Raw genomic sequence first — 12,579 nt, 5'->3', positions numbered from 1 at the left:
ATTTTATAAATATAATTCAGAATATTCGGTTTTTAATTTATCAATTGACGTATGATTATCGGTAAATCGTTAGATTGTAAAGATGAAATTCTTTATATAAAAATCGCTATAACTCCAGTAATGACATAGTTTTAAGAGGGTTTGTCGAATTGTTTTGCAAAATTTTTAATCTGAATATTATTTATTTTTCAAATTTTATAGCCTATTATCGGAATTGTGCTAGTGAATACCGGTAAATTAGCATAAACTTTTAAAAGAATGGAGATGTTATTATGGGTTATAAAAACTTATTAAAGAAAAAGACAATCCCAATGTTACTAGTTGGCGGCATGTTAGTGAGTACTGGATGGGGCGCAGGTAATGTATATGCAGATTCGCCTACAGCACCTGAAGCTGCTAATTCATCAGCAAAATTTGCAGGTGTAACATCACCTTTGGATACTTCAAATGCAGACTTTGAAGTGTTATACAGCGAAACATTAAAATTTGATGAAAATGAAAACGTTATTAATAGAGAGGTTTCAGGCACTGAAACTCGTACAAGTAATACGCAGGGAGTAATTATTGCTGATGGTAGTTTCAATTGGAAACACGCTAGTAGTAAAGATTCAAGCAATAGAATTAATAAAGACAGTTATAATGTAGGACTTATTTTAGTAAATGGATTATCTTCTTATATTCCTTGGAAACCAGTACAGGTTACAGCACAAGTAGTTGCAAGCGGATTAATGTATTTTAATCAACCTTCTATTACGTATTATCACACTGAAGCATATAGAGATATCGATGCCGTTAACCATTATGTAAAAACAGTAACGGATACAATTAAAAACGGTAAGAAAGTATATACTGATACAAAAGTTATGAAATATACAAAATAAAAAAAGAACCGAACTAGATTATTTATCTAGTTCGGTTCTTTTTTTATATAAACGATTTATTAAGTCAATAATCCATGAATTAATAATAACTACGGTAAAAATTACAAATAAAGCTACAATATTTTCATTAGAAGCTATATATGGTATAAACGTACCGCGCACTAAAAAGAATATAATTAGAGCGAATGCAATTGCCCAAATAAATTTTAACATTAATTCACCTCCTCTAAAAAAATACAAAAGTAATTTTAAAATATAACTATTCTGTTTTGAAAATAAGATTCCTTTTAGTATGTAATAAGAATTATAGAAAAGGGTTCCAAATATAGGCTAAATTATAGAAAAAACTCCATTTTTTTACGTGAAATAAACAAAAAAAGGGTATGCCCAAACTTGTGCATACCCTTTTTTCTACTTCACATACACATAGGCTTCATTTGCAGTTATATAGTATGTTACGCCTTTACTGTTGTGTACCTTGTATTGTGGTGAACCATTAACGGATACTTTAGCATCAATAGTAAATCCAAGTCCTTCATCTACCGTTCCTGCTACATCTTTATCAGACCAAGAAGCAGAGTCATAGAAACGAAGGTCGTCCACTTTAGAAACAACACGTTTTCCTACTACAGAACTTGAAGTAGTAGTTTGTTCCCCTTGATATTTAATATAAGATGAGTTGTTATAAATCCATTGGTTACCGCCAAGATTTAACCAATCACCTTGTTTTCCCCATACTTGATATGCTTCTCCTTTATTTAATTGACGGATAACACCATAATTTGTTGATGGTCCACTTCTTAGGTTTACGTTAAATCCTTCAATATAAGCTACTCCTGTTTCGCCTACAACGTTTTGAGATGGTTCTTGTGGTTTTAGTTTAACTGTAACTGTTGCGCCTTCATACGCCTTTTGTACGTCCGCTCTGAATTGTGATTCTGATACACCGTGACTGTGAAGGTAATCAATCGGATCTTCGTGGTCAGTTCCACCTAATTTGTAAGTAATATCTTTATGTGTCCATAAACCTTTGCTTGGATGAATTCCTCTATCTTTTAAAATCTTAGCTAATAGTTTTACATAACGCTCGTAAGAAGATTTAAATTTATCTGGGTTGCTAGTTTCAGAAAGTTCTACGTGAACAAATCTTTTATTTGCAGCTGGTCCAGCACCATAAGCAACATATTTTGTATCAGCAATTTGGACTGTTTCGTTCCAATCTACAGCATAATGTACAAATGCATTTCTCCATGTTCTAGCTTCATAATTTCGAATGTTAATTGCTGGTGCTTCTGGTGTTGCAGTACTATGAGCAACAACGCCCTCATAAGCGCCCACACCGTAGCGATATGCTTGTTTCGGTAAGTCTTGGATAATTAGTAATCTATCGGCAAAAGAAGCCGTAGCAAACGAAAATAAGAGTAATAGAGTCATAAATAATGAGCTAAATAGTTTATTTTTCATTGTGTATTTTTCCCTTTTTGCCAAACAAAAAGAGCACCGTCTTTTGACAATGCTCTCCTTATGTAAGGCGTGTATTTTTTTATTTGGTATTATGTTTTTCTTTTCGTGCATCACTTCTTTGGATTTTTGCTTGTATTTCAGATGCTACACTTTCTAATAACCATGCAGGAATCCATTTTCCCCAGCCAATTCGTGCACAGTTTGCTGCGAAACTATTAAAAATGTGATAACTCAATCCACCGACTACCATGAAGAAAAAGAAATCAGGTAGTTTAAGAGCAATATCAAATAAATGCGCAAGAGCTGGTAATGATAAAAGCACCACGGTTCTCGTGATGCCCTCAATGCCATACTGTGATGAGTATGTTCCATCTAGCTTTGAAGCTTTACTACCCGTAATCCAGTCGAGCATGATAATCCAGCAATAGATCGATATCCAAATTAAGTTCGCTTTACCGTATAACAAATTAATTATTGTTCCTAATCCACCACCTATAGCACCACCTACTTTAAATTGAGTACTTGTAATAACATCGCTTATATTCAAAGCCTTGATGAGTTCGTGAATTCTTTCCAAGTTCTCACCTCCTTTCAAATTTTGGTCAAAATAAAAAAGCCTACTGTTGTACGCTTAGAATTTACGTATTTAGTCTCTTCCAAGAATGCTCTAATGGTTCTTGACGAGGGTAGTTCACCTCTTGTTTTGAATCATTATTTACTATTAAATCCTCACAAAAAATCATTCCGTTTCGTTTTAGAGACTTTCTACTTCCGATAAAAAAAATATCTTCAATAATTTTTCCGGTTCTTTGAACTGAATTTCTCTTTAATGATAGGAGTTCAGGCTCAAAAATAATGCCTTTAAAGACAGTAATGGTAATCACCTCATTCAATACGAAATGCTAATGGAGCAGGTAAGGAACCATAACTACCACTTGCATATACGTATTTGTATTTTTGTATTTTCCCATTCACTTCAATTTCTAATATATCCCCACTTACTATACCTGCATCTGAAGTCCGATATATTCCTTCCAATTTCCCACGCACACCATAACTATCTGATAAAATATAAAACGGAGTTAGTAGAAAGGTATTATCGATATTTGGATTTAATCCTGTAGGTATTTGCAACCAATTACTACGATATGATTGCGAGATACTTGTCTCATTAGATCCTTTTGGACGGTTAAAAGTAAGCCCGGTGTTAGCGGTTGAATAATTTCCACTCCACGCACTAGCGTACCAAACTAAAGCGCGTGTATATGGTTCATGTTTTTCTTCTAACATCAATGCTCCTAGTACCCCAATGTATGTAACTGCAGGAGCTAATTTTGTGCTTGCAGGTGGAATTGTGCAAGTTATAATTTTTTCCTTATCAACGAATAGATAGAATTCAATCTCAGTATCTATAGCAATTTTAGGGCCATTTGAAGTAACACCATCAGAGTAATTCCTTCCACGGAACCAACTAGTCGGCCAAGATTGATCCGGAGTAGTCCCACGACCTTTCTCTTTATCATATCCATAACAAAATTTAAAGAAAGCATCAGAATATAGCGTTGATCTCACATCAAAATCTAATTTTTGTGGGCTGTCCTCCATGTTTCTTCCGTCATATGGTATAAGTTCGATATAGATATTTTTTTTACCATCATTTCCGTTCGAATACATGACATAGACATCATTTGAAGTTGGTTTTCCTTCATTTAGTTGTTTCCAACCAACACGTAACATCTCGTCAATAACCAGATTAAATATATTCTTTTTTAACGGTGTGAATCTTTTGAAGATATGTTCTGTCATAGAAGACACTCCTTTATTGTAAACTTACTGCTTTAATGATTATTGTAAATAAAGCTGGTTCATTTCCTTTGTTTTCAATAAAAACATGAGTAGCACTTGTTGTATCTTTATCTTCGCAAGGGATTGCTAATATATCGTAAGTTTTCTTCTCTTGATTACTCTTATATATTTGTAGTCCGTTTTGTTTCTTATCAAAAATCGAAATAATAGATTCAACATCTTTATCGTTTGTTACATGAATAGTTCGAATATCAAATTTGTTGTATTCCATATTTATTGAAAGGTATTGAGTTTCTCCGTTTTGCACGAGTATTTGTTCAGATTTTTCGATAAGTACGGGTGATGAACTATCACCTACAGTTCCTTTGTAACGATTGATTTTCATTTCAGTACCCATGTAAACACCTCAATCATGTTGCAATTTAATGTTAAATAAAATAGGTTCAAACCCAATGTAGTTTAAATCTTTAGTTACCAGTACCCAAAACTCCCTAGAACTATTTGCGCTTAATGTATTTATTGAAATTTGTTTTACCCAAGCTAAGTTATCTAACGAAATATTTGCCCACGTATATCCCACCTTTTCCATGTATTGCTCAATAGAAATTTTGAGATTATGAACAGCTACAGAATTTTCATTTTGGACCATCATTTTAATGATTCTTTTTCCCTCAATCATATTTCCTAAATTAGTTGGATCAGTATCGTTTAATTCTTTAGAGTCCATTATGATTTTCAAAGGAGAACCCATATTATAGATGTCACCGCCATAAAATAGGGCTTTCTTTTCTGCTATAAGGCTATTTTGTTCATCGTAAACTTCAATGGTTCCTTGGAACTCTAAAGATGGTAGGTTTATATCTATACCGGTATTTAATTTGCCCACTTGATTAATAGATATTGTAGTGCCATTTTCATCTCTTAAAATTACCCTGTTATTTGGGAACAGTTGTCTTAACTTTAATTTGTGGCCACTCGTAATAATGATACGATCAATATCTAGCGGCTTGTATGGATCTGCGACACCTTTCTTTAATACAACACCGATTTTAGTCGCTTCTAATTTGTCGCTATCTGCATAATCAAAGGTAGCATCTACCTTGCTATAAAAGTCCCATTGTTCACCAGTAGAAGTAGCAAGCCATTCCCTGTGTTCTTTAGAACTATTAATAGAATGAGATTCAAGAAATTCTATTTTATTATCAGCGTTTTGATATATAATCAATCCGCCCTTATCCCCTTCAACATCAGGAGTATAATCAGCAATGACTTGTATCGCTATATCTCCTTGCGGTTTGTTGATTAGTAACATTACATCTTTATCTGCTGTATGATTCAATCTTATAAAGCCTTTTCTTGCAGCAATACTAAAAGATTCAGAAGGTGATATAATCCATTCCGGGTTTATGGAATCGAAATCCTCTATAAATATTTTCCCTGCTTCTTTTTTATATAAAGAGACTTTTCTCATGAAATCAATTAAGTATCCAGAACTATCAATATCAAAAGCGTTAAACCTATGGAATGATATATTGTTGTTTTCGATTTTAATAATACACTCACGGATTGCCTGTTCCGTGAATTGCTTTTCATATTTTAAAACATAATTTTCATCTGCTTTGCTATTTAAAGAGAAGTAATCTTTATTTCCGTCTATCGATATAGAAACTTGTCCAGGAAGATTAGAAACTTCCGCAATAACACGTAGCTGTTTACCAAAAAACTTGAATCGTATATATTGACCATTTGTAATACCGGAGTAAAATCGGTCAGAGCTACTTAGGTCAAAATCTGTATCAAATAGTGAGAAATTTTGTGAATTACAGTCATATCTTCTCCACCCCAGTTCGGGTGTCTTTAACACTTGTCCAATGGTAGCCATTTCATCACCTTCTATCTTGTTTTCTTCCAATTCGAATTTGTCCACCAAGAAGAACGGCTATGACGTAACCATAGTTTCGGTTTTTCTTTTTGAACTTTTCTATTTTCATCAACTTCAATGATTTCAGTAGGGTAAATATTATTAACAATAAAATCATTAAATTGTATGCACTCGGTATCAATGAATTTATTAATAATAAACCGTTCACTTTCGATGATTTCTGTATCAATTCCCAGAATTTTCTCCGCTGGTTCAAATTCCGCCACTGAACTTTCTATGCAAGTATCCCTGTTAAATCGCTCGAATTCTTCTATATCAGTTGCTACACTTACATCTCTATCAAATGTATCTAGTTCTAGTATTAAAGACTGCTTTGCAGGTGTGTCAGCTGCATCATAATCATTAGCGATTTGTGAATCTAATTCTAATACAGGTCTTTTAAAATCTACTATTCCGGACACATCCGTAATGATATTTGGGGTGCAACGCTCCATATCAATGCTATCAACTATTTCAGAAGTTATAGTAACTTTGGAACGATCCATTATATCGGACAACACCGTCATTGCTTGTAACTCCCGTTTAACCCTTGCAAATAAATCATAATCGGGTAAATAAACAGGTAATCCCATACCTTCAAATAAATCCATCTCTTCATTTTTGGCTTCTAATTCAATAACACTTCTATCTGCTGTAGAGAATTCTTCCTCTATAACATCAATTTGTTTATTTTCTCGTGTGCTCAATTCATCTGTTGTAATGTGTGAAAGGATATTCTGTGATTTTCTATTTAACTCCCGTGATTCAATGGAATCTGCTATTACTTCTGGAACTACTTTGTGAGCAGTAGTTCCATTATCTAATATGGTATGGATCAGTTCTTTTTCACGAGTAGCATTATCAAATCCAATGATGTTTTCTGCAATAAGATCCCGAGTTAAAACAAAATCACCTGCAGTATTGACCACATCAATAGCAAGTTCACGGCCCTTATTATCCATCGATTCCAATACTTCGATAGAATTCCCAGTTAATTCATTTGTAACTCGAATTGATTGTGTTTCATCTTCAATTTCACTTTCATGACATGAGTGAACTTTATTTGCCTGTTCATATCGTGCAGAGGATGCTATTACTTCGTTTTGAGTTCTTTTTGAATCTTCCATATCAAAGGTTTCTAGTTCCAAAGATAAGTTTTTTCTTATAAATGTTTCGTCTGTTGGGACCGCTGCTATGGTTTCTATCTGTTCTCTTTCAACTAATTCGAATGATATTGAACCTCCGTCAACTTGAATAATATTTCTATCTGCAGTATCAAATTTTGTATAATCTGCTTTTAATTCTCTTTGGATTCTTGCAAATAGATCATAATCAGGTAAATAAACAGATATTCCTAGATCATTAAATAAATCATACTCTTCATAAGAAGTAGTAACTTCATGAATACATCTATCTGCCATTTCTAAAGGATGTGTTGTTACTGCAGTTAACTCTTTAATTACAATCTCACCCGTGCCATTCTCAAATATATTAGACTGCAGTTCTTTTTCTTTTCGGTCTGCCAATATACTTTCGTAAAATTTTTCTCCATACAATACACGAGCTACTTTCACCCATTCGGGAAGTTCTTCTAATTCTGTAGCAAACTCACGAATTTTCTTATGAAGAAGCTCTTCTTCTATGATTTCATTCATTTCATATTCTTCTGTAGTTCTAGACATAATAGATTCATTTACGATTGTGATTTCATGCGTATCAAATGGTTTATCTGCAAGTTCTTCTTTCAAATGGCCCATATCAAAAATACGGCTGCGTTGCTGCGCTGATTCATCATCTGTAATATCTATTGCAAAGCATCTTGATTGTGTGAGGTTTTCCATTTCAGAAATATCTATATTAACGTTACGATCTATATCGAAAGCGTTTAATGTTGTAATGCTTGCATCAATTTCAATAATGTCTCTGGAAGCCCGGTTAATCACATCAGATAAGACACCTTTAATTCTGTTTACCTTTGTTGCGAATACATCTGCATTATCCTCTTTAACAGCCTTAAACCTTGAATTAGACGGCATACTAACAGGAAACCTATGCTCGTTTTCCCCAAAGGGATTAGCAACGGAAATAGAAACACAATAAGTCTTTTCATACGATAGGCCTGGACTAACAGAAACTATATGATTCTTTTCATTTATAAATAAAGAAGGGGCAGCAATTGAATAATTTTTCTCATTCATCTTTTGCCTTCCCCCTTTCTTGTTTAAATATCTTCTTTATAGATTGCTAGGCCAATTGGATTGAAAGGCGAAAACTTACTTGTGAATGGAGAAACTGCTGTTGTTGGTAATGTGTAGCGATATAATTGCGCCATTTGATAATTAGCTAGAATTTCACCACCAGGGTATTCCTTAAAAGTTACAGTTTTATCTTCCGGATTATAATCGTAATCAATTTTAGGAACTTCCTTACAATCCATGAATAGATTCAATGTATTTTCTTTTGGTTTGTGCTCTAAATGGAATATCTTTTTAGTTCCATCTCCTTTACCAATCACTTCATCTGTTACAGTTTTTTCAATTTCAAGTTCATCTGCTTGTTGAATATTTTTAGGATGTACTGCGTATACATCATCAAGTTTCCCTACATATCCATCATTAGGATGTACGATATAAATTTGTGATAAATGGTATTTACCGCTATACATAGAAGGATTAAATCTCCCTTGGCCACTATCGATATCAGCATTATGAGTTATAAAGGCAAGGTAATGCTGCTGATACATAGATCCAGTTAATGATTGAGACAAAACAGGCGTAAGATTTCCACCAGATGTATTTTCGCCATAATCCATATTTGCATTACCAATTTTCTTTGTGGAATTGCTGAATTCTTCCCCAGAACGGCAGCCACCCATAATTATTAAATTCTTTTGCGGTTTATTATCAAATGTATACATTCTTCCGATGTACAATGGAACAAATAATGCTCGTACAGGGCTTGGTGTTGGATCAATTCGCATAAACATTACAACACGATCTTTATGAGCGTTACCGTACATGTAAACAACGGAATCACGTTTCCAGTCCTTTGTGAATCTTTGCTCCGGTGTCAAACTTAGTACTGTATAGGGAGAAGCGTTCACAAAATTGATAGATGTAAAAATTTCAGCCAGGACACTATTTGTGCTCTGTACGGTAAATTGCGTCTTAGCAGGTAGTATTTCTGTTACATCGCTACCGTTACTAGATTCTAGCAAACGTGTACCTGCAATCTTTATGTTGTCTGCACTTGCAGGAGCAACTTTGAAAATAATTGTATCCCCTGTAAACGTATAGTTGTTTGCATCTAAAATTGTCCCGTTTTTGTATACTGCAAAACGGCTTTCGTCAAAATCTGGGTATGGTAATTTAAAAGCTGTTTTTGTACCATTACCATTTCCTAAATCTGCATCTTGATCACTCATTTTCACTTCCTTCTCAATAAAGTATCGAGTATAAGTGAAGAAAATAATATCATTCGTTGGTTCGTAGGCATCGTTAGCTAAACGATATTCCCCCGTAACTCTAGCTCCTTTTGCTACTGGTGTATTAAATTTAATTAATCCTGTTCTCCCATCCACTGTATAAGTGTTTTTTTCTTGATAGATACTATTTATATAAACAGATAAGGAACTAGCAATGATTGGAAAAGTGGGAATAATGAAGTTTGTTTTCTTACCATCGCCTACTCCAAAATCCCCTAATCGTGATTCTGTGGCTACATATCTGGAATCTGCGAAATCAGAATCCGCAGTATCGTATGCAACTGCAAAACCAAATCTTCTACGCTCCAAATCACTTCCGGTTGATTCGAATAATCGCACATCTATGAATTTGCTGCTTTCTCTTTGAATACGGAAAAATAGATCACGTTTCCATCCGTGATCTACAAATAACTTTTCTAATTCAGTAGGTAAGGTTTGTAAATTTACAATTTTATCGAACCACATTTATATTCATCCCCTATATAGTTTTCTCGAAAATACCTAACCCTGCTGGACGATATGCAGTAGCTGGCATTTTTGTAATTGGTGAAATTGCATCCACAGTAAAGAATCTGTAGATGTCATGTGTATCTGGACATGTATTTTTTCTAACTTTTAATTTATCTCCATTTAGCAATCCTAACGGGGAGAGAAGTACAACATACGGCATATAACCACGTACCCCTTCATCCGGATGTACAATATAAGCCCTAGATGTATGAACTCTGCCGCTATATAAAGATTGATTAAATTGATACTTATATTCGTCATTATCGTGGCTTTGCCATGCTGTAGGGTATTGGCCACCATTAGCACCTTTCCGATCCGGCGGCATAATATTACTTGGTATATTCCACGCGATATAATGTGCTTGGTATCTTGCACCAAAACGGGAACGTTTAATAATTACATTATCAATGCCATTACCTGGAGACTTAGGGTATTTCTTTGTGCGTGGCATATAGTTTGATACGTCCCTAAATGGCGTTTTACTTTCAAAATTAAAGCTGTGAGAAGAACTTTCTCCACCTTCATCATAAGCAGTTCCAGCCCAAAGAGCATCTGCTATGGTGTCGTCATTTCCATAGCTTTCTAAGCGTCCCATGTATACTGGGGTTACAGGGACAGTATTATTTTCAAATGCTGGCGTTTTATCTGCTTGTATTAGTAGGACAACTCTATTTTTATCAACTTGTCCTGTAATACGAACTAAAGAATCTGGCCACCAATTCGTATCAGCGTCTATATTTAGCAATTTAGGGTTTCTTAAAGTAGATTTAACCCAAGGCGACATCATTAAATCAGGCTTATCTGTATAGTCATAAACGGTATATGTATAAGGTATTCCGTTGTGTATTTCTGTTTTTTCTGTAGCTATCACTTCGGCCAATTCTACATCTAGAATGGATTGAAACTCTTTCTTGTCTTCTGCTCCCATAATAATCACACTATCCTCTTGATAGCTTGGAAGTTTTTCAATCATATATAAATACATACATGAACGATCTTTATATTGTGGGTTGTTTTCTAAGTATGTTTTAAATGCAGTTTTACCATCAGGCTTAGAAAAATCGATGTCTAATTGAGACTTTGCGGTCCACTTCCAAGCTTGAACAATTCCGTATAAACCACCATCATTGTTTTTTAAAATTACATGCTTTGCAGCCCAATAATTATGAACAGGATCATCTGATTTCGTAGCTTTATAAATAACCTTGTAAAAGCTACTTACTTTCTTCCATCCATTTTCAATCATGGTATTTATTAATTCCATATGGAATTCTGCTTCTGATACTATTTTTTCAATATATGCCATAGGTTTCACGCTCCTAATCTCTTAATAGTTGATAATTCAGCTTTACTACTTTGGATGTTCCAGTTATATTGTGGTATTCGAACTTTAATACAGCGTTAGCCGGAATAGGTCTAATAATAGAAAAATTGAATCCTTCTGGTACGTCTTTCACATAAACATTTTTAAATATTTGTTTTCCATCGATAAATAGATTCCAATAATCACGATCACTATAACTTGATGCAGCTATAGAGAATGCAATTAACTCTGTATCGAATGGTAGTGAGAATTCATCTTTTTTTACTGCATCATCTATTCCAATTCTTCTACCTTCTATATACGGTTCCGTTTTTGTAGGGAAATAAGGAGCGTCAAATCTACCGCCCGCCATATATGTAACAGCAAAACTCATGATACCCCTCCTTTATGATAAAAAATGCAATTCAAACCATACTGTTTTATCGAGGATTCCTTGATTTTTAAATGAAAATTGAACCGTACTTCCTGCTGCTAAAGGTTTATAAACCATAAAGTGCATACCTTCGGGAATATCCTTGGTATATATGTTTTTACAAATCGTTTTGCCGTTTACAATTAAGCTCCATTTATCATCTAATTCATATATAGATGCACTTACACTTATTGCATACAGCTCCATGTCTGCAGGTAAAGTATATGTAGTTTCATTTGTTTGGAATGAAAATGAATCCATAATGAAACCTGGTATGAATGGTTCTGTTTTAGTTGGATGAAAAGGTGGATCTAATCGGCCACCGGCTAAATAGGTTGTTTCAAACAAGAGCAATCACCCTTTCTTGTATTAAAAAATTCCCGTGCATCATTATGACACATCGGGAATTGGTAAATCAGACAGTATACCGCTGCCTTTATCCAGTAAACGCGGTTGTACACGCTGTAATTGTTTTTGTGCATTGTATATTAATTGAATTTCCATCTTCTTTCCTGTTATCTTGTGGGATAATATAACCTTGTCTAACATCCCTTGGTTATTAAAATCTAGATCGTAATGAAGATATTTATCTCCATCAACTTGGGATAAACGAGCACCATCACGAATAAGGGTATAGCCTTCTGTCATACCTTCTTTAAATACATCGTTCGGGTCATTTCCAGGCATTGGTTTACCGCCGTTATATATTTGCCTGTCAATCAACCCTTTCATTAGATACATAATCGGATCATATAAATTCTTTTGCATTATCATAAG

General features: G+C 34.2%; 13 protein-coding genes. 1 reads left to right on the top strand and 12 read right to left on the bottom strand.

Going from position 1 to position 12,579, the window contains the following annotated elements; all coding sequences use genetic code 11:
• The first annotated feature begins 272 nt into the window (after nucleotides 1–272).
• Complete coding sequence (locus V7S45_RS10560; protein ID WP_000540835.1) at nucleotides 273–881, top strand: hypothetical protein; 609 nt, start codon at nucleotides 273–275, stop codon at nucleotides 879–881.
• An 18-nt stretch (nucleotides 882–899) separates the two neighbouring features.
• Here the strand turns inward: V7S45_RS10560 and V7S45_RS10555 are convergent, their stop codons facing one another.
• From V7S45_RS10555 to V7S45_RS10500, 12 genes are all read right to left on the bottom strand, one after another.
• Complete coding sequence (locus tag V7S45_RS10555) at nucleotides 900–1,094, bottom strand: hypothetical protein (protein ID WP_000911201.1); 195 nt, start codon at nucleotides 1,092–1,094, stop codon at nucleotides 900–902.
• Between the two features lie 198 nt (nucleotides 1,095–1,292).
• The gene (locus tag V7S45_RS10550; RefSeq protein WP_342761800.1) at nucleotides 1,293–2,345 is read right to left on the bottom strand and encodes an N-acetylmuramoyl-L-alanine amidase; all 1,053 of its coding nucleotides are present in this window, start codon (nucleotides 2,343–2,345) and stop codon (nucleotides 1,293–1,295) included.
• 79 nt (nucleotides 2,346–2,424) lie between these two features.
• On the bottom strand, nucleotides 2,425–2,922 hold the full coding sequence (locus V7S45_RS10545; RefSeq protein WP_342761799.1) for a phage holin family protein: 498 nt from the start codon (nucleotides 2,920–2,922) through the stop codon (nucleotides 2,425–2,427).
• Nucleotides 2,923–3,230: 308 nt separating this feature from the next.
• Nucleotides 3,231–4,151, bottom strand: a complete 921-nt coding sequence (locus V7S45_RS10540; RefSeq protein WP_342761798.1) for a hypothetical protein — start codon at nucleotides 4,149–4,151, stop codon at nucleotides 3,231–3,233.
• A gap of 13 nt (nucleotides 4,152–4,164) precedes the next feature.
• Entirely contained in the window at nucleotides 4,165–4,548 is a 384-nt protein-coding gene (locus tag V7S45_RS10535; RefSeq protein WP_342761797.1) for a hypothetical protein, read from the bottom strand.
• 9 nt (nucleotides 4,549–4,557) lie between these two features.
• On the bottom strand, nucleotides 4,558–6,063 hold the full coding sequence (locus V7S45_RS10530; protein WP_342761796.1) for a cell adhesion protein: 1,506 nt from the start codon (nucleotides 6,061–6,063) through the stop codon (nucleotides 4,558–4,560).
• Nucleotides 6,045–8,270, bottom strand: a complete 2,226-nt coding sequence (locus V7S45_RS10525; protein WP_342761795.1) for a hypothetical protein — start codon at nucleotides 8,268–8,270, stop codon at nucleotides 6,045–6,047. The genes V7S45_RS10530 and V7S45_RS10525 overlap by 19 nt, the downstream gene beginning before the upstream one ends.
• Before the next feature lie 23 nt (nucleotides 8,271–8,293).
• On the bottom strand, nucleotides 8,294–10,021 hold the full coding sequence (locus V7S45_RS10520) for a hypothetical protein (RefSeq protein WP_342761794.1): 1,728 nt from the start codon (nucleotides 10,019–10,021) through the stop codon (nucleotides 8,294–8,296).
• 13 nt (nucleotides 10,022–10,034) lie between these two features.
• Nucleotides 10,035–11,372 (bottom strand): hypothetical protein, encoded by a 1,338-nt coding sequence (locus V7S45_RS10515; protein ID WP_342761793.1) that lies wholly within the window; start codon nucleotides 11,370–11,372, stop codon nucleotides 10,035–10,037.
• A 13-nt stretch (nucleotides 11,373–11,385) separates the two neighbouring features.
• Complete coding sequence (locus V7S45_RS10510) at nucleotides 11,386–11,763, bottom strand: hypothetical protein (protein ID WP_017673856.1); 378 nt, start codon at nucleotides 11,761–11,763, stop codon at nucleotides 11,386–11,388.
• A 12-nt stretch (nucleotides 11,764–11,775) separates the two neighbouring features.
• Nucleotides 11,776–12,150 (bottom strand): Low copy number virion structural protein, encoded by a 375-nt coding sequence (locus tag V7S45_RS10505; protein WP_088346020.1) that lies wholly within the window; start codon nucleotides 12,148–12,150, stop codon nucleotides 11,776–11,778.
• A 42-nt stretch (nucleotides 12,151–12,192) separates the two neighbouring features.
• Nucleotides 12,193–12,576, bottom strand: coding sequence for a hypothetical protein (locus V7S45_RS10500; protein ID WP_021727719.1), 384 nt, complete (start codon nucleotides 12,574–12,576; stop codon nucleotides 12,193–12,195).
• Nucleotides 12,577–12,579: the final 3 nt, after the last annotated feature.

This window comes from Bacillus sp. BR3(2024), from assembly GCF_039134555.1.
Lineage (GTDB): Bacteria > Bacillota > Bacilli > Bacillales > Bacillaceae_G > Bacillus_A > Bacillus_A cereus.
This window is presented reverse-complemented; position numbering and strand designations above follow the sequence as displayed.

Bases quoted from the DNA above. Each gene is read 5' to 3' on its own strand.
- V7S45_RS10500 (WP_021727719.1), bottom strand. From the start codon at position 12,576: ATGATAATGCAAAAGAATTTATATGATCCGATTATGTATCTAATGAAA.
- V7S45_RS10525 (WP_342761795.1), bottom strand. From the start codon at position 8,270: ATGAATGAGAAAAATTATTCAATTGCTGCCCCTTCTTTATTTATAAAT.
- V7S45_RS10510 (WP_017673856.1), bottom strand. From the start codon at position 11,763: ATGAGTTTTGCTGTTACATATATGGCGGGCGGTAGATTTGACGCTCCT.
- V7S45_RS10550 (WP_342761800.1), bottom strand. From the start codon at position 2,345: ATGAAAAATAAACTATTTAGCTCATTATTTATGACTCTATTACTCTTA.
- V7S45_RS10535 (WP_342761797.1), bottom strand. From the start codon at position 4,548: ATGGGTACTGAAATGAAAATCAATCGTTACAAAGGAACTGTAGGTGAT.
- V7S45_RS10515 (WP_342761793.1), bottom strand. From the start codon at position 11,372: ATGGCATATATTGAAAAAATAGTATCAGAAGCAGAATTCCATATGGAA.
- V7S45_RS10560 (WP_000540835.1), top strand. From the start codon at position 273: ATGGGTTATAAAAACTTATTAAAGAAAAAGACAATCCCAATGTTACTA.
- V7S45_RS10520 (WP_342761794.1), bottom strand. From the start codon at position 10,021: ATGTGGTTCGATAAAATTGTAAATTTACAAACCTTACCTACTGAATTA.
- V7S45_RS10555 (WP_000911201.1), bottom strand. From the start codon at position 1,094: ATGTTAAAATTTATTTGGGCAATTGCATTCGCTCTAATTATATTCTTT.
- V7S45_RS10540 (WP_342761798.1), bottom strand. From the start codon at position 4,151: ATGACAGAACATATCTTCAAAAGATTCACACCGTTAAAAAAGAATATA.